Here is a 19,313-nt window from a genome sequence, read left to right as displayed (position 1 = left end):
CGCGCAAAGGGCCCACCCGCTGGGCGGCGGATGGGCCCCTTTCTCGCGTCAGCCCTTTACGCATACGACTTGACGCAGGGTGTGAACGATGTCCACCAGGTCGGCCTGGGCGGCCATCACCGCGTCAATGTCCTTGTAGGCCATCGGCGTTTCGTCGATCACTGCGGCGTCCTTACGGCACTCGACGCCTTCGGTCGCGCGCACGTGGTCCTCGACGGTGAATCGCCGCTTGGCCTCGTTGCGGCTCATCGCGCGGCCTGCGCCGTGGGAGCAGGTGCAGAAGGAATCGCGATTACCCTTGCCCCGCACGATGAATGAGCGCGCGCCCATGGAGCCGGGAATAATCCCCAGTTCGCCTTCGCCCGCCCGCACCGCGCCCTTGCGGGTCACGTAGACGTCCTTGCCGAAGTGCCGCTCACGCGTGACGTAGTTGTGGTGGCAGTTCACGGCCTCCTCGGTCACGATCAGGTCAGGGAAGCGGGCCTTCAGGACGCCCAGCACCGCACCCATCATCGCTTCGCGATTAGACCGCGCGTACTTCTGGGCCCAGCTCACCGCCTTGAAATAGTCCCCGAACCCTTCGGATCCCTCCGGGAAGTAGGCCAGGTCCTGGTCAGGCAGGTTGATGAACCACCGGCGCATCTCGTGCTTGGCCCGCTCGATGAAGTAGCTCCCGAACCGGTTACCTACGCCGCGTGAGCCGGAGTGAAGCATCACCCACACCGCTCCGTCTTCATCGAGACAGATCTCGATGAAGTGGTTACCCGTGCCGAGCGTACCCAAGTGGCCCAAACCGCGCGGGTGGGCGGCCTTGGGATGCTTGTCGACGACGGCGGTGTAGCCCGCTTCGAGGTCCGCCCACCGCTCAAGCGCGAACGCCGATGGCTCGCCCGCCCAGGCGCCGACGTCGTTGCGCCCGCCATTGTCGGTCCGCCCGTGCGGCACGGCCGCCTCGATCGCGCTGCGCACCGCCGCCAGCGAGTCCGGCAGGTGCTCGGCCCGGATCGAGGTCCGCGCCGCCATCATGCCGCAGCCGATGTCGACGCCAACCGCGGCGGGAATGATGGCTCCCACGGTCGGGATCACCGAGCCCACTGTCGCACCCATGCCCCAATGCACGTCGGGCATGACCGCCACGTGGCTGTGAATGAAGGGTAGGCCGGCGACATTGCGCAACTGCGCCATCGCGGCGTCCTCGATGGGCACGCCTCGCGTCCACGCCTTGATCGGTACAGTCTCGCCTTCGAATACGTCGAACCCGTTCATCGGGTGATCCTTTCCTGCCGCCCCTCCCGGCGTCGCGGCGGAAACGTCCTTCCAGAAACGAAGAACCCCTCCAGGCCAGGCCGGGAGGGGTTCTGCGTACAACCGAGTTTTCAGACCTCGGACGTCAGCCCCTCCACACGCGCGCGTTCCATTGCTCGACCTGACGGTCGAGCATGGTGGCGTCGGGCAGATGGGTTGACGTTTTGAGAGACATGGTCCTCATCCTCGAGGTCTCGCAGATAACATGGGTCGATGAGGGGCGCCAGTCGCTTTTCAACTTGGAAGCGGGACAGCCTGTTTGACGGGACGTCTCCGCCCTCATTGGCCAGCCTGCTTGAACGTCAGGTTGCTGACGTCAGACCAATTTCCGCTCATGGCGCCGCTCGGACGCAGCCGCCTGCCTGGCCCTCTGCCTGGCCGCAGATCGTCGGTAGGTGTGGCCACGGTTGGAGTTACACGTCTGCCGGACTTTAGCCGAAGTTGGATGCTTACCTCGACAGTGGGCCCGAATAAGTGGCGTTCCTGGGCGTTCGTGCAGCAACCCTCCCGGAAGGCACATGCCGCCAAATCCTGAAGAGCTGATGAGGACGCAGCTTCAGCTGTTCGAGCGGTCGCATGGCTTCATGTTCCTGCTCAATGGGCCCGAACTGCGCTTTACGTTCGCGAACGCCGCCTACCTGCGCCTGATCGGTGAGGAAGATGTCATGGGCAGGCGGTTGCTGGATGTCATGCCCGACATCGAGCCGGACTACCTGGACATCATCGAGGGAATTCGCCGAACGGGGGAAGTGTTCGTTGGGCGCAGCCTGTCACGCATGCTCCACAAGGGCGGCGTCAGCCGAACCCTATACATGGACATCGTGGGCCAGCCCATCTTCGGCGAGGAGGGCGGCGTCGAAGCCGTGTTCTGCGAGAGCTATGACGTCACAGACAAGGTGGACGCCGAAGAGCGGCTGAAGCTGCTCTTGCAGGAGGTCGACCATCGCGCCAACAACCTGCTGGCCGTCGCGCAAAGCATTGTGAACCTGACCAAGGCCAATAGCGTCGAAGAGCTGAGGCGCAATGTGCTCGGGCGCATCGGCGCCTTGGCGAGGGCGCACCAACTCCTGTCCGACTCGCGGTGGCGCGGGGCGGACCTGCAAACGCTCGTCGAGGTCGAGCTTCGCCCCTACACGCTGGGAGATGTGGCGCGCGCGTATGTGCAGGGGCCGGGCGTGTCCCTCAGTCCGCCCGAGGCCGAAGGGGTGTCGATGGCCATCCACGAGCTGGCGACCAACTCTGCGAAATATGGCGCGTTCAGCACGCCGGCCGGGCGGGTGGAGGTTGTCTGGACGCTCGACAGCCTCGGCGCCCGTCACATTCGTTGGCGGGAGGACGGCGGCCCCCCTGTCGTGACGCCAGATCGCAAGGGTTTCGGCACCCGCCTGCTGGAACGCGCACTGGCCGCATTGCCGGGCGGGCGCACCCAATTGTTCTGGCGTCCGGAAGGGCTCGTCTGCGAATTCCATCTGCCGCCGAAGGACCATCCGGACAGGCCCAGCTCCATCGAAGACAAGCTTGTGGAAGCCGGGCTGCCCCCGCTGGGCGGTCGGGATTGAGGGCCAGCGCGAACGCGTATCGGGTCAACGGAGGCGGGCAGGCGCCCCCGCTGACCACAGGTTCGACGAAACGGAACGCGGGGCCGGCTGCCCGTGAAATTGTTCATCGACCAGCGCTCGGCTCCTGCTATCGCTGAGCTTCGGGGCGCGCAGTTGCGACCCGCGGACATGGATCGAGCGAAATGAATCTGGATGCTGTGGAAATCGGCGCGAACGCCCCCCACGACGTCAATGTGATCATCGAAGTGCCCATTGGCGGAGAGCCGATCAAGTACGAGATGGACAAGAAATCCGGCGCCCTCGTGGTCGACCGCTTCCTCTACACGTCGATGAGATATCCCGGAAATTACGGATTTGTGCCCCACACGCTCTCGGGGGATGGCGACCCGTGCGACGTCATCGTCGCCAATACGCGCGCCTTGCTCCCGGGATCGATCATCAGCTGCCGCCTGGTCGGGGTTCTCAGGATGGAAGATGAGGGCGGTGAGGACGAGAAGCTGCTCGCCGTCCCCTCCGCATGGCTCACGAAGCGCTATGAAAACGTCTTCGAGTACGGCGATCTCCCCGACATCACCCTTAAACAGATCGAGCACTTCTTCGAGAAGTACAAGGATCTGGAGGCTGGCAAGTGGGTGAAGGTCCGCGGCTGGGAAGGCGCCGCCACGGCGCGCGAGTTGCTGATGGAGGGTATCCGCCGGGCGCAAAGCATTCCTGGCGCTGGTCAGACCTGATCCTCGCGGAGCGCCGGATCCCACCCAAATCGGCGGACCGTCCGAGGCGGGTGGGAGGCTGCTCGCTTGACGACCAGCCTCTCAACTCCGCCACCTTGCCTCAGGAAACTAGCTGATCGCCTGCTGCATCGCGTGTAGGTTGAGTTGACGAAGACGCCGCGTCTTTCGCGCCTCCGCCGGGTTCACAAACGTTGCGCGACAGGAGATGGCGCGATGTCGAAGACGATCCTGCTCATTCACGGCGCCTGGCTCAACTCGACGAGCTGGAGCGCCGTCAAGGCGCGCTACGAAGCGAGGGGCTTCACCGTCGTCGCGCCCGACTGGCCTTATGACGACCGGACGCCTGCCGAACTGCGCGAAATGCCCGACGAGGCGCTTGCGGGGCTGGGGCAACGCGAGATCATCGATCATTATCAACGCATATCGGCCGACCTCCCCGAGGAGCCGATCCTGATCGGACACTCGGCGGGCGGCGTGTTCGTCCAGCATCTGCTTGATCGCGGCGTCGGCGTGGCCGGAGTCGCGATCGACCCGGCGCCCACGCCGGGCGTACCGTTGGGACCGCATGCGATCGTCTCGGCCCTGCCGGTCTTCCTCGACCTGGGAAGCTGGAAGCGCGCCGAGACCATGTCGCGCAGCTTCTTCCGTCATCGCTTCGCCCAACTCGTGCCGGAAGACGAGGCTGACGCCCTCTACGACAAGTACATCGTGCCGACGCCCGGGAAGGTCTACTGGGACGGCGTCGTCAACACGATCCGGATCCGCTGGGACAATCCCGCCCGGGCTCCGTTGCTCCTGATCGGCGGCGAGCTCGACTTGATCGCCGATCCGAGCATGACGACCGCCATCTACAAGAAGCAGAAGCAGGCGGCGTCCTTGACCGAGCTCAAGATCTTCCCCGGCCGCTCGCATTGGACTCTATTGGATCCCGGCTGGGAAGAGGTCGCCGACTACGCGCTGGACTGGGCCGTGCGCAACGCGCGGCTGCTTTAATCCGCGTTGATCCACGTCCGGGCGTCGTCGAGTTCATCCGGGCGGAAGGTTTTCACCTCAGCTCGCGTCAAGAGACGACCGATGTCGGTCAACCGCCGAATCCAGGCGGCGTCGGCCACCACGGCGGCCCGCGTGATCTTTTGGGCGAGGGGCATTCCGAGCTTGATGTCGGTCCAGAGGGCCGCGGGCTCCATCCCGGAAAAATGCTCGATACGCTCGAGCACCCGTGTTTTTCCGTTCTCCTCGACGTCTGCCTGCAGGCGCTCGATCGCCCCGCGGAGGTCGGAATCGGTGAGCCTGCCTTCGAGGGTGATTTCAACCACGGGCGAACCGGGCTCGGTCGCGTATCGGATCATGGTCGTTGCTCCAAAGTGCAGCGTCTCGGAACAATAGACGTCCATCCAATCGGTTGCGGCGAGCCGGCCGAGCCGGTGAGGACACCGCGGTTGTCCGCCCTCGAGAGCGCATCAGACGTAAGCGGCGCGCCGAGACCACGGTGATCGTCGGTCTGCCCGATCGGACGTAGGGTATGGGGGGCGGAGGCCTCCATGCATCCAGAGCCAGCGATAGACTCCGATCGGATCGACGACGCCGTGCTGGCGCTGCTTTTCTTGGGGCTGTGCGAGCGAGATCGGTTTACGGGCGCGGCGCGCGCCTGGAAGACGTTTGATTGGGGCGCGATGGACCGGCTCTATGAGAAGGGGCTCATTGATAGCCCGCGGGGCAAGGCCAAGTCGGTGTGGTTCACGGACGAGGGCCTCAAGCGGGCCGAGGCGCTGTTCTACAAGCTCTTCGCGAGAGCCGAGGCGCCGGCGTCCGAGGCGTAGGCCCACGGCAGCAGCTCGTCGAGACGGCTCTGCAGATGGCCGTTGATCAGCTTGGTGATGACGTCTTCGAGATAGGCCTGAGGCTCGACGCTGATGAGCTTGCAGGTGGCGATCAGCGACGCCAGCACCGCCCAGTGTTCAGCTCCGCCTTCGCTGCCCGCGAAGAGGCTATTTTTCCGCGTCAGAGCCAGCGGTCGGATCGCGCGTTCGACGGTGTTGGTGTCCAGCTCGATGCGGCCGTCGTCGACGAAGCGGGTCAGCCCGTCCCAGTGGGTCAGGACGTAGCGGATGGCCTTGGCGAGATCGCCCTTCTGGCTGATCAGTTCGAGGCGAGCGCTCAGCCAGGTCTTCAGGTCGGCCAGGATCGGCGCGCTCTTCTCCTGACGCACGGCGCGGCGTTCTTCCGCCGATCGGCCGCGGATCTCGGCCTCGACGGCGTAGAGCTGTTGGATGCGGGCGATGGTCTCGGCGGCGATGGGCGTCTTCGCCGGGCTCTTCTCATCGAGCAGCTTGTGGAAGTAGCGGCGGGTGTGGACCCAGCAGAAGGCGAGCTCGACAGCTCCCTGCTTGGCCAGGGCCTTGTAGGCGCTGTAGCCGTCGGTCTGCAGGACGCCGCGGTAGCCAGCCAGATGTTTCGCCGGCGACGAGGTCGCCCGGTCACCGGCGTAGACGAAGGCCACGCCCGGCGGCGCGGGCCCACCCCACGGGCGGTCGTCGCGAGCGTAGGCCCACAGCTGTCCGAGTTTGGTTCGGCCACGCCCAGGGTCCAGCACCGGCGCTCGGGTCTCGTCGGCGAAGAGCTTTCCCGAGCTCTTCAGCTTTTCCAGCATCCGTGCGTGCAACGGCTTCAGCAGCTCGGCGGCGGTCCCGGTCCAGTGCGCCAGGGTCGAGCGGTCGAGCACGACGCCGCGGCGGGCGTACATCTGCGCCTGACGATACAGCGGGGTGTGGTCGGCGTACTTGGCGACGACGACGTGGGCGATAGTGGCTTCCGTCGGCAGCCCGCCCTCGATCAGACGCGTCGGCGCGGGGGCCTGCACCACCACTTCCTCGCAGCTCCGGCAGCCGTACTTGGGCCGGCGGATCACCAGGGCCCGGAAGGTCGCCGGGATCACGTCCAGCCGCTCAGCCACGTCCTCGCCGATCCGGTGCAGGGCGCCGGCGCAGCACGGACAGGTCTTGTCCTCGATGTCGATCAGTTGTTCGACGCGCGGCAGGTGAGCCGGCAGGGATCCGCGGTTGGCCCGCCGCTTGGCGGCGCTCGCCGCCTTCTCGGCCGGTGACGACAGACGCAGCTCAGCGCCGGCCAGCTCCTGCTCGAGCTCCTCCAGCGCCAGCGCGAGCTGATCGGGATCAAGCTTCTCCGAGCGAGCCCCGAAGGTGGTGCGCTGGAGGTCCCGGATGATCCGGCTCAGTCGCGCGATCAGGTCGTGGTCGGCGGCGCGGGCGTCCTCATGGGCGGCGATCTTGCGGTCACGCTCCGCGAGCTCGGCGGCGTGGCGCGCGCGCTCCGCCTGGAGCAGTTCCCAGAGGGCCTCAGCGTCCATGTCGCGCGGCGTTTCCACGAGGCCAAGCAGACCATATTCCGAGGCCGTTGAGGCGCCCCCACGTGCGCCCTGAGTCATCTCGCCGCAGTGATCAGGACACCTCCTGCGGCGCCCGTGTCCGCCGCGGCGCCATCACCCGCGTCCACTCCATTCCGGCAACGAGGGCGGACAGCTGCACCGCGCTCAGCCGCATGACGCCGTCGGTGATCTGCGGCCACCGGAAGCCGCCTTGTTCCAGGCGTTTGGCGTAGAGCACCAGGCCGGATCCGTCCCAGTAGAGCAGCTTGATCCGATCGGCCCGTTTCGCTCGGAAGACGTAGATCACGCCCGAGTACGGATCGGCCTTCAGATCCTCCTTCACGGCCCGCGCCAAGCCATCCATGCCGCGCCGGAAGTCCACCGGTCTGGTCGCCACCAGCACCTTCACGCCCGCTGGCGGCCCCGATCCCGGGATCACTGGCCGGCCTTCAGCGCCTGGATCACTGCCGCGATCGTCTTGGCCTCCGCTCCGCGGTCGATCCGCACCACCACGCCGTCGATCTCAATTTCGATGCCGCCGCCCGCCCGCGGTTTGCGGCGCTTCTTCGGGGTGGGCGCCGCCGGCGCTTCCGGCTCGACCACCACGGACACGAACGCCGGCGCCGGCGCCGGCTGGCCGGCCTTGCGCGCTTCGCGCAGCCAGCCGAACACCTGCTGGGGCCGCAGATCGTGGCGGCGCGCGACCTCCGACACCGTCGCGCCGGGCGCCAGCGCCTCCAACATGATCTCGGCCTTCGCGTCGACCGACCACTTCCGCCGCCCGCCGATGCCTGTGATCACCTCCAGCCGTCGGACCACGGTCGGCTTGGGTTCGTGCGTAAGGTCGTGCGTAGGGTCAAAACTAGACATGCGGATCTCGTCCCCGAGCGAGATCGCCATTGTCATTGCTTCGATTCAGGCCTGGAAGGTGCCCTCGGAGCGCCGCTTACCATCAGACGGAGGTTCTGCGCATTCGCGCAAGATCCCGATAGTCCGAGCAAGAGCCCGAGCGCCGGAGCTGCCAGGGACTGACTAAATCGCTCCATCGCCGCGGCGGACCTCTTCGCTCCGGCCAGGATGGAGACCTCCATGTCGAACCTCAGCGTCGCCGCGTTCTGCCGGGCGCGGGCCGACACCCGCGAAACCCTGGGCCATGCCCTGCTCTTGCTCGTGGACCCGACCCGGCAGGAAGCGGGCTCGATTCGCCACGATGTCCTGCAGGCCGTCGGCGCGCCCGAGCACGTCGACCTGGCCGAGATCTTCATCATGCCGACCCAACAGCCTTGGTGACGGTGCGAGCGGGGAGGCGGCGCGTCCGCCCCCCCGTTTCCGTTGTGTTGTGGCCGGGAACCGTAGATGGGCGACGGCGTCGGCGCGAGAGGCGTGGCGCTCCGCCCGATGAGCTCGGTTGCGGCCCGTGAACATCTAGAACACCGTCAGCTCAGGTCGCTCGGTCGGCCGCTGCAGGGCGCGCCGCCGCCGTGACTCAGTGGGGCAGGCCGAGGGCCTCGTTGAGCCTGGCGTCGCCCTTCGCAGCCGCCATGTCTCTCGCGCTCTCACCCGCCCGGTTCTCGCGGTCCAGACTGGCGCCGCGCGCGCGCAGGAGGGCGGCGACGGCGGGTTGGCCGACCCGGATGCTTTTCATCAGGGCGGTCTCGCCGTCGGCGTCCGCCGCGTCGACGGGGATCCCCTGGGCCAGCAGAGCTTTCACCTCGCCAATCCGGCCGGCGGCGGCGGCGCCTCGGAGGCGCGCAGCCTGATCGGCGGGCGATCCGCCGGTCGACTTTTCGGCGAGGCTTGAGTCGTTTGTGTCAGGCTCGGCGGCCGGGAAAGCCCGCGGCGCGACGGCTGACGGCGCGAGCGCACGGCTCGCGCCAGCGTCCTGCGGAGGCGGCTGAGGAGCAGCCGGCTCCTCGATGGGGTGCGCCACTGGCGGGACCGGGAGCGGCGGAATGGTCGGAACGTTGTGCGACGCGATCGGCGCCCGTGGCGCGACGCCGAAAGCTGGCGTTGACCGACGATCGGCCCGAATCACGGCATCGGAACCGCCAGGTTCTGATTGATCGCGCGTGGCTGGCCCGGTCCGCGGCGCAAGCGCGGCAGGGGAGGGCGTTGTTGGCGGTGCGGCCGCAATCGGAGGAGCCGCGGATTTTGGAGTCACGCCGTGGGCGGCCTCTTCCGGCGCCGGTGCGGGCTCAAGCTGTACTGGAGCCGGCTGGCGGAGGTGCATCGCCAGCAATACGCTCAGACCGCCGACGATCGCCGCCGCCGCCACGCCGCCACGCCGCCAGACGGACCGCCACGTGGGGGGAGCCGCCGCCGGCGCTGCTTCCGGCTGGCGCGTAACGGCGGCGAGCACCCGTGCGCGCCGGGCCACGCGCGCTTCTTCGTCGCCCAGAAGCGTCTCAGCCTGGACATAGGCCTTGTCGATCGGATCGGGCGCGGCGTCGTGATCAGACATGATCCGACCTTTCGCTCGCGAGGGCCTGTCTCAGCCGGAGGCGCGCATAGCGCAGCCGGCTCTTCGCCGTCTCCACCGCGACGCCGGTCACGAGCGCGATCTCCGCCAGCGGCAGTTCGGCGTAGGTGAACAGAAGAAAGGCGCCGCGCTGTTCCAAAGGCAGGGCCTCGATCGCGGACACCAGCTTCTGCGCCAGCTCGTGGGACTCCACGCGCTCCAAGGGCGTCGGACCGGGATCAGGCGCCATCATCGCCCCGTCGTCGTTGGCAGACGCCAGAACGGCCACCTTCTGCCGGCGAAAATAATCCCAGACCTTGCGGCGTGCGATGGTGAACAGCCAAGTTGGGAAGCTCGCCCTGCGCGGGTCGAACTTGGCCGCGTTGTTCGCAATCGATATCCAGGTCTCCTGGTGCAAATCCTCGGCGGTGTCGGCGTGCGCGGAGCCGAGCATTCTGCGGATGAACTGAAAGCAAGGGCGATCGTAGCGGTCATACAGCCGCGCGAACGCCTGCGGATCTCCGGCGCCATGGGCTCGCAACAGCTGGGCGTCGTCCGCGGGGTCCGGCTCCATCACCAAAAGTCTAGCTGCGATACGCTTCAACAGGCAAAGGCTCAGAACTCCGGCGGCGGGTCAGGGACGTACCCTTGCCGACCGGACTTGGAAGGAAACGGCCGGGGCCGACGATCCGCGTAGGGTGAGGCGGGGATTACGCCGCTGGCGGCCAAATTGGCGTAGGTGTCGTATTCGATCTGCCGAATGCTCTGCGGGTAGCGCGTCGCCCGCTCGAACCTGACGACGGTGGCCACGGACCATTCCCGCGCACCGTGCGCGGTGCCCAGCTTCTCGTCCGGTCGCCTTGCGACGACCCCGCCCTCCGGCTGGCTCGGGGCGAGGGAGTCCCGCGGCGAGCGCATCGTCCGTCCGGCCACGACGGGCTCCTCGATGCGGTGCGCCACTGGCGGGACCGGGAGCGGCGGAATCGTCGGAACGTTGTGCGACGCCTTTGGAGGGCCGTACGGCGCACGCCGCGCTTCATCGCGCTGAACGGGTTCAGGCGGGGGCGAAACGTCGGCGGGGACCGGAAGGACGAACTTTTCCTTGAAGACGGCCATGCCGATGACGCCGACGTCGTTCGGGCGACCGGTGCGAGCGGCGTAGGACTGCGGGAGCGGGGCAAACGAGAATGCGGCGACCTCAGTGTTGGACTTGCGCCACCCGTTGATGTCGTACGACCGATGAGCGGTGAACACATAGCCTCTCTGGTCGTAGCTCGCGGTCTCGCCCGTCAGGATGTTGACGCCATCGACCGACAGGACCACGAGTACCCGGCCGTCGGTGTGGTTGGTCACGCGCAGGCCGTAACGCTTGCCCGGTTCGCCCGCGATGAACAGACGCCCATGGTGACGCCAGACCCGTAGCGGCTGACCCGTGTCGCGGTCGATCACCTGCAGATCCACCGGATCCTGATCGGCCAAGGCGCTCGTCGCGCCGAGGAGTGCGATCGTCGCGATCGCGGCCGCGAAAGCCGTCCTCCGCCGAAAGCACGTTTGAACTCCACCAGCCGACGTCATGCGCGCCTCCCAGATCCAACATGACGTTCTACGCAGCCGGTCGACCAACGGGGTTAGGACGCGACCGCCTTTTCGAATAGTTGTGCTGGCGCCAGGGGCTGCCACGAGAGGGATGCTAGTCCGCGCCGCTTCGCGGTCGATTGTCCCGAGGGGGAGGGCATAACCCGGTATAGGGGCGCGATCGCCAGGGGCCGCTGAAGCCGGCTAGCCACTCGCTCGCCCGTCAGAGGTCAATGATCCCGCGGCGGGCGGCCACCGTCACCGCGTGGGTGCGGTCTGCGACGTCCAGTTTCGTGAAGATCGCCTTCAGGTGAGCTTTCACCGTCTCCTCGGACACCCCAAGCTCCCAGGCGACCTGCTTGTTCGCCCTGCCGACGGCGACGAGCTGCAGCACCGCCACCTCGCGCTCGCTGAGGGGGTCGTCGACCACATGCAGGGCGATCTCGTCTGCGATGTGACGGTGCAGGTAGCGGCGGCCATCATGGACCTCGCGGATCGCGTCCAGCATCTCGGTGCGCAGGCTGCTCTTGAGGAGATAGCCCATGGCGCCCGCCTTCAGGGCGCGGACGGCCTGGACGTCGCCGTCATAGGTCGTGAGCACGACGATGCGGGCGTTGGGACGCTCGGCCCGGATCGCCTTGATCGCCTCGAGACCGCTCATGCCCGGCATCTGGAGGTCCATGAGGGTGATGTCCGGCTGCAGCTCGCGGAAGCGCACGATCGCCTCCACGCCGTCGCGCGCTTCCCCGACGACGACCATGTCGCTGCGGTCCTCCAGGATCAGCGCGACGCCCTCGCGCAGGATTGGGTGGTCGTCGACAACGAGGATGCGGATCGGACGCGTACTGGACTCAGGCACCGGCGGCTCCCTTTCGGAGGCGGAAGAGCGAGGACAGGCGCCGACCTGTCCTCCTGCGCATAAAGGCGAGCCGCGCGGGAACCGTGAGCTTGACGGCGGTCCCCGAGCCCGACGCGCTCTCGACGCAGAGGGTCCCGCCGATCCGCTCGGCGCGCTCGCGCATGCCGACGAGCCCAAAGTGCCCCGGTTTCTGGCCCGCGGCGAGCACGTCGGGCGCGATGCCGACGCCGTCGTCGCGAATGCGCAACGTCAGCTGATGCTCGCCAAAGCTTGCGGCGATCTCGACCGACTGCGCCTTCGCGTGGAGGGCGATGTTGAAGAGCGCCTCGCCGGTGATGCGCCCAATTTCCGTCAGGACCATGGGGTGGATCGCCCGAGGAGCCCCCTCGACGGAGATGCGGACGGGGATCGACGGATCGAACCCCGCGGCGTCGACTGCCGCCTTCAGGACGTAGGCCAAGTCGCCGCGGTCGTCGGCGACCCGGAGATCTCTGACCCGATTGCGGCCGTCCACGATGACGTCGTCGGCGCGCATAAGGGCCGTCTCGAGCAGTTCCTTCGACCGGTCGCCGGGCGGCATCTTGTTGGCGACGGACTGGAACCGCAGGGTGAGGCCCTGGACGCTTTGCAGAAGGGTGTCGTGCAGTTCGCGCGCGATCCGCTCGCGCTCCTGCAGCCGCGCCTCGAGCTCCGTGCGGATGCGGTCGGCGACCTGGGTCACACGGAACCGATAGAAGCCCCAGAACAGCAGCAACCCCAACCCGACGCAGAGCGCCAGGAAGCCGCGGGACTGCAGGAAGGTGGGCGGGATCTCGAAGTCGACGACGGCGCCGGCGCGGTTCCAGACGCCTTCTGCGTTCGCGGCGATCACCCGGAAGCGGTACTTGCCGGGCGGAAGGTTCGTGTAGAAGGCTTGCCGCCGCGCGCCGGGGTCCAGCCAGGCTTCGTCGAAGCCTTCGAGCTTGTAGCGGACCCGCGCGCGCCGCGGGTCGGCGAAGCTCAGCACGGCGTAGTCGATCTCGACGTTGGAGGTCGCCGCGCGCAGCTCGAGGGCCGCGGGATCGCGGTAGAAGCGGCGGTCCGCCGTCAGGGATCGGATCGCCACGCTCGGCGGCAGGTTGTCCCGCACGATCCGCGCCGGATCCATCCAGACCGTGCCGGTCTCTGTGGCGATCCACAGCCGGCCATCGCCGCCGCGCACGATGGACCGCTGGGTGTGCGAATGCGTCCGGCTCGTCAGTCCGTCGCCGAAGCCGAGGGACACGGTGGGCGGCGGAAGGACGCCGTTCGCAAACGCACGGTCCAGATCCTGCGATCGGAACCGTTCCAGCGTCGTTGGAAAGGCGATCCAGATGTCGCCTTCTGCTGTCTGCACCATGCCGCTGATGCGCCGGTTGCGGGGCCGCCGATCGGGCCAGACCGTCTCAAAGCGACCCGCGCGAAAGCGCGAGAGGCCGAAGGCTCCGGCGACGAACACATCGCCCTTGCCGGGTGCGTAGACGGTGAGCGGCTGCGGACCGCCTTCCCCAAAGTCCACGGGCGCGGAAACGCGCTGTGGGGCGGTTCCGAAATTCAGTGGGATCACGGTCCGTGCAGGATAGTCGATCCACGCGAGATCGCGGCGTCCCCATTGGACGATCAAGCGTCGTTGCGGGTCGTCAACCAAGGTCATCGGATAGAAGTCGTTGACGTCGGTCGGCCCGAACATCGCCGTCCACCGCCCGGCCTTGTACTGGTACAGGCCCTCACCGCCCGCGGCGTACCAATAGTCTCCGCGCGCATCGAAGGCGCAGTCGTAGATGATGCCGTGCAGGCTTCCGGTATTGGGCCGTTCTATCGACTGGCGGATTCGGCCGCCCTTCCAGACGACAATGCGCCTCGAGTAGGCGATCCAGACGCTGCCGTCAGGCGACTCGCAGATGCTCTGCGGCTCCCGGACATTGCGCAGGATCGGGGTCGGCTCGCCGCCGGGCGCGACGCGGTAGATGGTCCTCGCCTCGCCGATATAGACGCTTCCATCCGAGGCTTGCATGAGCTTGTCGCCGAAAGCGGCGGGGGCGGTGAGCTCCGGTTCGGCCCTCAGCGTGGCGGGCCGGAACTTGTCCAGGCCCCGCTCGGTGCCGATCCACACATTGCCTTCACGGTCTTCGAAGACCTGGTTTGTCACGTCGGACGAGAGCCCATCGCGTTTGCGGAAGGACTCGACGTCGGCATCGGCCGTCGACCCCGGTCCCGTGGGCTTCGCCGAGGCTAGATGCTGCACGCCGTCATAGCGCCGCGCGATCCAGAGGTTGCCGGCGCGATCGAACATGGGAGCGCCGCGGATCTGCGAGTCGTCGGTGCGGTACGGGGCGCGGAGGCGGGGCGGCGGTCCGCGCCCCCCGGAACCCGTGAGGGGATAGCTGCCGCGCGCCTCGGAAAGCCAGATGCGGCCCGCGGGGTCCTGCGAAAGCTTTCCGTTCGCGCCAGGGGTCTTCCGCACCGTTTCAAAGCGCTCTGCGCCCGCGGGCGCCCGCATGACGGAGTTGCCGAACGAGATCCAGACCGCGCCGTCGGCGGCCACCAACATGCTGAAGGCGTCGTCCAGGGGCAGGCCCTGCCTTGCATCGAACAGGCGCCACCTTCCACCGTGGTATCGGAGCACTTCGCCGTCGTACCTGGCGGTCAAGGCCCAGATCGCGCCGTCCAGGCCTTCGGCAAAGGCGATAATCCGGTTCTGAACAGCCGGCGCCTTGACGAGCCGCAACGCGCCGGCCCGGTAGATTGCGAACCGACCCGAAGCGTCGAAATTGGTCCAGACGTCGCCGTTGCGGGCGACCAGGAGCGCGCTGGTCGAGCCTTGCGCCTCCTCGCCGTCCGCGGCGTCGATCCGCTCGAAGTTGATCCCGTCGAACCGGAACAGCCCTTCGCCGGTGGCGAGCCAGAGGTAGCCGTCTCGACCTTGCGCGATTCCGAGCACCGGGCCGGGCGATTCGCTGCCTTCGGTCCAGCGCTGGTGGGTGTAGTGGGCAAGACGGCGCGGCGGTTCGGCGGCGAGGGCCCAGATGGGCTGCGCCAGCAGCATCGCCGCGATGAGAACCGCCCTGTTCAGTTGCATTCCGCGCCCTGCCGTTCCGGCGACCCGCAGCTCCGGCCTCAACACTTTGTCGTTTGGAACGCCCATGACCGTTATCCCCAAAACCGGGGATCGGGACACTCCCCTATCCAGGGGGTGCGGCTTCCCCTATCCGGGGGCGCCACTCGCGGGCGGATCGTGGCGGTATGGCGCGTCTCCGCTGGACCGACGGCGAGGTGGTGCAAATCATGAATCAGCAGCTGTTGCGCGAATTCCCGGCACGAGGCGGGACCGATAGGCAGAACGGGGCGGTAGACGACGGCGACGCCGAAGGCCCACTCGTCGTGATCGTGGACGACGACCTGGAGGTCCGCACGGCCCTGGCCGAGTTGCTCTATTCGGTGGGGCTCGACGCGGAGGCTTTCGCATCAAGCCGGGCCTGGCTGGAATCCGACCTGACGGACCGCCCGGGGTGCCTGATCCTCGACGTGCGGATGCCTGGCTCCAGCGGCCTGGACCTGCAGCATCACCTGGCCCGGACCGGCGACGTCAAGCCGATCATTTTCCTGACCGGGCACGGCGACATCCCCATGTCGGTGCAGGCGATGAAGGCGGGCGCGGTCGACTTCCTCACCAAGCCGGTGCGAGACCAGACGCTGCTGGACGCGGTCACCGTTGCGATCGAGCGCGACCTGGCGCATCGGACAGACGCTGAAGCCGTTCGCCACCACCTCGACCGTTTGGCCACGCTCACGCCCCGTGAGCGGGAAGTGCTGCGCGAGGTGGCGCGCGGGCGGCTCAACAAACAGATCGCCTTCGACCTCGGCATAAGCCAGATCACCGTGAAGCTGCATCGCAGCAACGTCATGCGGAAGATGCAGGCGCGCTCCCTGGGAGACCTGATCCGCGCCTGGGAGATGCTGCCGGCTGGCGCCCGTGAAGAGCAACCCTAGACCATGGTATGGTACCCGTCGCGTTCAGATTGCGCGACAGCTTGGCGTGGCCCCAGGGGCCACCGCGTAGAGGTACAGGCTGTTGGCGCTTTCCCCTGTGATCGCGATCGTGGACGACGACAGCGAGATGCGCGCCGCCCTCTGCGATCTTCTTCTGGTCGAAGGCCTTGCCTGCCGCGCCTTCGCGAGCGCCGAGGCGTTCCTCGCGGCCCACGCGCCGGGGGCGTTCGTATCTGTCGTCACCGACCTGCGGATGCCAGGGATGACCGGGCTGGAGCTCCTCGCCCGCATCAAGCGATCCGAGCCGGATCTGCCGGTGATCGTGGTGACGTCGGCCATCGACGCACAGACGCGTCAGAGGGCGATGGACGGCGGCGCGCGCGCCTTTCTGGTCAAGCCGATCCGGGATGCGGACCTCCTGAGCCATCTGGCGTCTATCCTCGGCTGAGGTCGGCGGCACATGGATGACTTGACTGATCGCCAGATTGCTGAGGATCCGCAGGCCGGCGAGGACCGCTTCCGGATCCTGATCCACCACACGCCCACGCCGCTCTGGTACGTGGACGCCCGCGCCGTCGGCGACATTTTCATGCGCCTTCGGGAAGAGGGCTTGAGCGACGTCGCGAGCTACCTCGACGACCATCCGGACCTGGTGGAGCTCGCCAAGGACATCGTTGTCGTCACCGAGGTCAACCGAGCGGCCGTCTCCCTGTTCCGGGCCGCCGACTCCTCCGAATTGATCCGGCCGGTCCGGTACCTCTTCGCGGCGACGCCGGACATGGCCAAACGAGTCATGACCGCCCACTTCGAAGGCCGGCGCAACTATGTCGAGCAGGCAAAGATGGCCACCCTCGACGGCGAGGTGCGGGACGTCATCTTTTCGGTGACATTTCCGACGCCGCCGGAAGACCTCGACACCACCTTCATCACGATCGAGTGCATCACCGAGCGCCTGCAGACGGAGGCGCAGCTTCGCCGCCTGCAGGCGGACTTCGCGCATGCCGCGCGGGTCTCGATGCTGGGCGAACTCGCGGCCTCCATCGCCCATGAGGTGAAGCAGCCGCTCGCCGCGATCGTCACCAACGCCGAGACCAGCCTGCGGTGGCTGGCCCGCGAGGAGCCGAACCTCGCGAAGGTGGGCGAGCTGACCACGCGCATCGCGGCGAGCGCGCAGCGGGCGAACGACATCATCCAGCGTGTGCGCAGCATGATGGCGAAGCACGAGCCGCAGCACCTGGCCCTCGACTTGGCCGAGGTGATCGACGAAGCCCTGCATTTCGTCCGCCACGACCTTGAGGCCCAACGGATCACCCTGTTGCGGGCGGACGCCGGCGTCCTGCCGGCGGTCGTGGGCGATCGGGTTCAGTTGCAGCAGGTGGTCGTCAACCTGCTGGTCAACAGCATCCAGGCCATCGGCAATGCAGATGCTCCGGAGCGCCGCATCGAGCTCCGGGTCGATGCCGACGGAGGCGATGCCGTGACGCTGTCCGTCCGCGACTCGGGGCCCGGCATCGCGGAGGAGAACTTGCACCAAGTGTTCGACGGGTTCTTCACCACGAAAGACACTGGGATGGGGATCGGCCTGGCGATCTGCCAGTCGATCGTCGCCGAGCACGGCGGCCAGATCCTCGCTGCGAACCACCCCGACGGGGGCGCCATGTTCCGGGTCGCCCTTCCGGTGGCCGGGCAGCCGCAGTCCGGCGACTGACGGGGCTCTCCACACCCGGAACCCTTCTGGCCCCGCGCGTCATCGTCATTCAGGTTTGGCCGCGGGCGTCGGGTCGCGGTTCTCTCCGCCGAGGTTCCTCACTTCCTATCCGGTATCGTCAGCATCTGGTCCTTGTCGTCGACGATGAAGACCGCGAGGATCTTTGCGGGCTTTGTCTGGCTCGCGTTTGCGCTGACCTGGTGGTGGTCTCCGGGCAGTTCCGTCCAGTTTTCGCCCGAGCGGTAGGTCTTCTCCGGCCCGCCGTTGACCTTCATGCGGACTTCGCCCTCGATAACGGTTGCGTAGATGAGCGCTGACTTCGCGTGCCTATGTGAGGGCGAATAGCCGCCGGGACCATATTCGACCAAGACGCCCTTCACGCTCTTGCCTGGAACACCGGGAATGGCGTGCTGGTAGACTTGCGTCACCTTCGCTTCCTTGGAGCCAGCCAATTTCGTCGCGTGGTCGGGTCCGCCGTCCTGGGCGTAGGCGTGGGTCGCCGTCAGCACCGCCAATGCAGCCAATGCGCAAATCGTCGCCTTCATGACTTTCTCCCTTGGTCGCCGGTACGAGAGCGCGAGCGTGCGTAGCCCCTTCGCGTCGAGCAACTGCGCACGCCGTTGCGGTCTGAATTTTCAGCCCTTGATGAAGGCCAGCAGGTCGGGGTTCACGACCTCGGCGTGGGTCGTGCACATGCCGTGCGGGAAGGTCTCGTAGATCTTCAGCGTGCTGTTCTTGAGCAGCTTGGCCGAAAGGGGCGCGGAGTCGGCGATCGGCACGATCTGGTCGTCGTCGCCGTGCATCACCAGCGTCGGGACGGTGATGACCTTCAGGTCCTCGGTGAAATCCGTCTCCGAGAAAGCCTTGACGCCATCGTAGTGCGCCTTCGCCGCGCCCATCATCCCTTGGCGCCACCAGTTCCAGATGATCGGCTGCGACGGCGTCGCGCCGGGCCGGTTGAAGCTGTAGAAGGGGCCGCTCGCCAGATCGATATAGAACTGCGACCGGTTGGCGGCGAGCTGCTGGCGCAGGCCATCGAACACCTCGATCGGCAGGCCGCCGGGATTGGCGGCGGACTTCACCATGACCGGGGGCACGGCGCCGATCAGCACCAGCTTGCCGACGCGATCCTGCGGCTGACCGTGACGGGCGACATAGCGCGTGGCCTGCCCGCCGCCGGTCGAATGGCCGACGTGCACGGAATTCCTGAGGTCGAGATGCTCGACGACCGCGGAGGTGTCCGCCGCATAGTGGTCCATGTCGTGACCGTCGCTGACCTGCGTCGAGCGGCCGTGCCCGCGGCGGTCATGCGCGATGACGCGAAAGCCCTTGGACAGGAAATAGAGCATCTGGGCGTCCCAATCGTCGGCGCTCAGCGGCCATCCGTGATGGAAGACGATGGGCTGTGCGGCTTTCGGCCCCCAGTCCTTGTAGAAGATTTCGACGCCGTCATGCGTGGTTACGGTGGACATCGTTCTTGCTCCCTTCGGGCGAGCAGGGCCGCCACGAGAGCTCAGCCTCTCATCCGAACTGAGGCGGCCTCAATGGCGCCTTCGGGTAGGGCGCGGCCGGCGTGAGGACGCCGGAGGCGGCGCCTGATCCGCCAGCCGGCGGGGCGGGCCTATGCCTTGGTATGGGACGGCCTCACCCTTCGCCCCAATCGACCCACGCCCGGCCGCCGCCCTAGCCTTCAGACGCTGGCAGTCCCGCCAAGCATCGAGGCGA

At 67.3% G+C, this 19,313-nt stretch carries 20 protein-coding genes; 8 read left to right on the top strand and 12 right to left on the bottom strand.

Annotated elements, in window-relative coordinates; genetic code table 11:
- Positions 1-48 precede the first annotated feature (48 nt).
- Positions 49-1,266, bottom strand: coding sequence for an RtcB family protein (locus tag ACSQ2B_RS03920; protein ID WP_436047515.1), 1,218 nt, complete (start codon positions 1,264-1,266; stop codon positions 49-51).
- Positions 1,267-1,847: 581 nt separating this feature from the next.
- On the opposite strand from ACSQ2B_RS03920, the gene ACSQ2B_RS03915 reads away from it, so the two are divergent.
- The 3 genes from ACSQ2B_RS03915 (at position 1,848) to ACSQ2B_RS03905 (ending at position 4,588) form a co-directional block, all read left to right on the top strand.
- Positions 1,848-2,864: an HWE histidine kinase domain-containing protein gene (locus ACSQ2B_RS03915; RefSeq protein ID WP_436047513.1), complete on the top strand. Its 1,017-nt coding sequence runs from the start codon at positions 1,848-1,850 to the stop codon at positions 2,862-2,864.
- A gap of 182 nt (positions 2,865-3,046) precedes the next feature.
- Positions 3,047-3,595 carry an inorganic diphosphatase gene (ppa, locus tag ACSQ2B_RS03910; protein ID WP_436047511.1) on the top strand — a complete coding sequence of 183 codons (549 nt, stop codon included), beginning with the start codon at positions 3,047-3,049 and terminating at the stop codon, positions 3,593-3,595.
- A 213-nt stretch (positions 3,596-3,808) separates the two neighbouring features.
- The gene (locus tag ACSQ2B_RS03905) at positions 3,809-4,588 is read left to right on the top strand and encodes an alpha/beta hydrolase (protein ID WP_436047509.1); all 780 of its coding nucleotides are present in this window, start codon (positions 3,809-3,811) and stop codon (positions 4,586-4,588) included.
- On the opposite strand, the gene ACSQ2B_RS03900 is transcribed toward ACSQ2B_RS03905, so the two are convergent.
- Entirely contained in the window at positions 4,585-4,944 is a 360-nt protein-coding gene (locus ACSQ2B_RS03900) for an STAS/SEC14 domain-containing protein (RefSeq protein WP_436047507.1), read from the bottom strand. The genes ACSQ2B_RS03905 and ACSQ2B_RS03900 overlap by 4 nt on opposite strands.
- A 192-nt stretch (positions 4,945-5,136) precedes the next feature.
- On the opposite strand from ACSQ2B_RS03900, the gene ACSQ2B_RS03895 reads away from it, so the two are divergent.
- Complete coding sequence (locus ACSQ2B_RS03895) at positions 5,137-5,415, top strand: DUF6429 family protein (RefSeq protein ID WP_436047505.1); 279 nt, start codon at positions 5,137-5,139, stop codon at positions 5,413-5,415.
- On the opposite strand, the gene tnpC is transcribed toward ACSQ2B_RS03895, so the two are convergent.
- From tnpC to tnpA, 3 genes are all read right to left on the bottom strand, one after another.
- The gene (tnpC, locus tag ACSQ2B_RS03890) at positions 5,370-6,962 is read right to left on the bottom strand and encodes an IS66 family transposase (RefSeq protein WP_436047503.1); all 1,593 of its coding nucleotides are present in this window, start codon (positions 6,960-6,962) and stop codon (positions 5,370-5,372) included. The two genes, ACSQ2B_RS03895 and tnpC, sit on opposite strands and share 46 nt — an antisense overlap.
- 91 nt (positions 6,963-7,053) lie before the next feature.
- Positions 7,054-7,419: an IS66 family insertion sequence element accessory protein TnpB gene (gene tnpB / locus ACSQ2B_RS03885; protein ID WP_436047501.1), complete on the bottom strand. Its 366-nt coding sequence runs from the start codon at positions 7,417-7,419 to the stop codon at positions 7,054-7,056.
- On the bottom strand, positions 7,416-7,880 hold the full coding sequence (tnpA, locus tag ACSQ2B_RS03880; protein WP_436047500.1) for an IS66-like element accessory protein TnpA: 465 nt from the start codon (positions 7,878-7,880) through the stop codon (positions 7,416-7,418). The genes tnpB and tnpA overlap by 4 nt, the downstream gene beginning before the upstream one ends.
- A gap of 189 nt (positions 7,881-8,069) precedes the next feature.
- Here tnpA and ACSQ2B_RS03875 point away from each other — a divergent pair, with 189 nt between their 5' ends.
- A complete protein-coding gene (locus ACSQ2B_RS03875; RefSeq protein ID WP_436047498.1) occupies positions 8,070-8,270 on the top strand; it encodes a putative quinol monooxygenase in 201 nt (66 codons plus the stop codon).
- Positions 8,271-8,466: 196 nt separating this feature from the next.
- Here the strand turns inward: ACSQ2B_RS03875 and ACSQ2B_RS03870 are convergent, their stop codons facing one another.
- The 5 genes from ACSQ2B_RS03870 to ACSQ2B_RS03850 all read right to left on the bottom strand — a co-directional run bounded on the left by ACSQ2B_RS03870 (position 8,467) and on the right by ACSQ2B_RS03850 (position 14,969).
- On the bottom strand, positions 8,467-9,441 hold the full coding sequence (locus tag ACSQ2B_RS03870; protein ID WP_436047496.1) for a hypothetical protein: 975 nt from the start codon (positions 9,439-9,441) through the stop codon (positions 8,467-8,469).
- Positions 9,434-10,012 (bottom strand): sigma-70 family RNA polymerase sigma factor, encoded by a 579-nt coding sequence (locus tag ACSQ2B_RS03865; RefSeq protein WP_436047494.1) that lies wholly within the window; start codon positions 10,010-10,012, stop codon positions 9,434-9,436. Before ACSQ2B_RS03865 ends, ACSQ2B_RS03870 begins: the two co-directional genes overlap by 8 nt.
- A 41-nt stretch (positions 10,013-10,053) precedes the next feature.
- A complete protein-coding gene (locus tag ACSQ2B_RS03860) occupies positions 10,054-11,013 on the bottom strand; it encodes a hypothetical protein (RefSeq protein WP_436047492.1) in 960 nt (319 codons plus the stop codon).
- A gap of 223 nt (positions 11,014-11,236) precedes the next feature.
- Positions 11,237-11,872, bottom strand: a complete 636-nt coding sequence (locus ACSQ2B_RS03855) for a response regulator transcription factor (RefSeq protein ID WP_436047490.1) — start codon at positions 11,870-11,872, stop codon at positions 11,237-11,239.
- Positions 11,865-14,969, bottom strand: a complete 3,105-nt coding sequence (locus ACSQ2B_RS03850) for a two-component regulator propeller domain-containing protein (protein WP_436047488.1) — start codon at positions 14,967-14,969, stop codon at positions 11,865-11,867. The genes ACSQ2B_RS03855 and ACSQ2B_RS03850 overlap by 8 nt, the downstream gene beginning before the upstream one ends.
- A 164-nt stretch (positions 14,970-15,133) precedes the next feature.
- Between ACSQ2B_RS03850 and ACSQ2B_RS03845 the strand changes: the two genes are divergently transcribed.
- The 3 genes from ACSQ2B_RS03845 (at position 15,134) to ACSQ2B_RS03835 (ending at position 17,588) form a co-directional block, all read left to right on the top strand.
- The gene (locus tag ACSQ2B_RS03845) at positions 15,134-15,880 is read left to right on the top strand and encodes a response regulator transcription factor (protein WP_436047487.1); all 747 of its coding nucleotides are present in this window, start codon (positions 15,134-15,136) and stop codon (positions 15,878-15,880) included.
- A gap of 97 nt (positions 15,881-15,977) precedes the next feature.
- Entirely contained in the window at positions 15,978-16,328 is a 351-nt protein-coding gene (locus ACSQ2B_RS03840) for a response regulator transcription factor (protein WP_436049578.1), read from the top strand.
- 12 nt (positions 16,329-16,340) lie between these two features.
- Positions 16,341-17,588 (top strand): sensor histidine kinase, encoded by a 1,248-nt coding sequence (locus ACSQ2B_RS03835; RefSeq protein WP_436047486.1) that lies wholly within the window; start codon positions 16,341-16,343, stop codon positions 17,586-17,588.
- Between the two features lie 98 nt (positions 17,589-17,686).
- Here ACSQ2B_RS03835 and ACSQ2B_RS03830 read toward each other — a convergent pair whose 3' ends face one another.
- A complete protein-coding gene (locus ACSQ2B_RS03830; RefSeq protein WP_436047485.1) occupies positions 17,687-18,133 on the bottom strand; it encodes a cupin domain-containing protein in 447 nt (148 codons plus the stop codon).
- 90 nt (positions 18,134-18,223) lie between these two features.
- A complete protein-coding gene (locus ACSQ2B_RS03825) occupies positions 18,224-19,060 on the bottom strand; it encodes an alpha/beta fold hydrolase (RefSeq protein WP_436047483.1) in 837 nt (278 codons plus the stop codon).
- Positions 19,061-19,313: the final 253 nt, after the last annotated feature.

Source organism: Phenylobacterium sp. LjRoot225, assembly GCF_964252855.1.
GTDB lineage: Bacteria > Pseudomonadota > Alphaproteobacteria > Caulobacterales > Caulobacteraceae > Phenylobacterium.
This window is presented reverse-complemented; position numbering and strand designations above follow the sequence as displayed.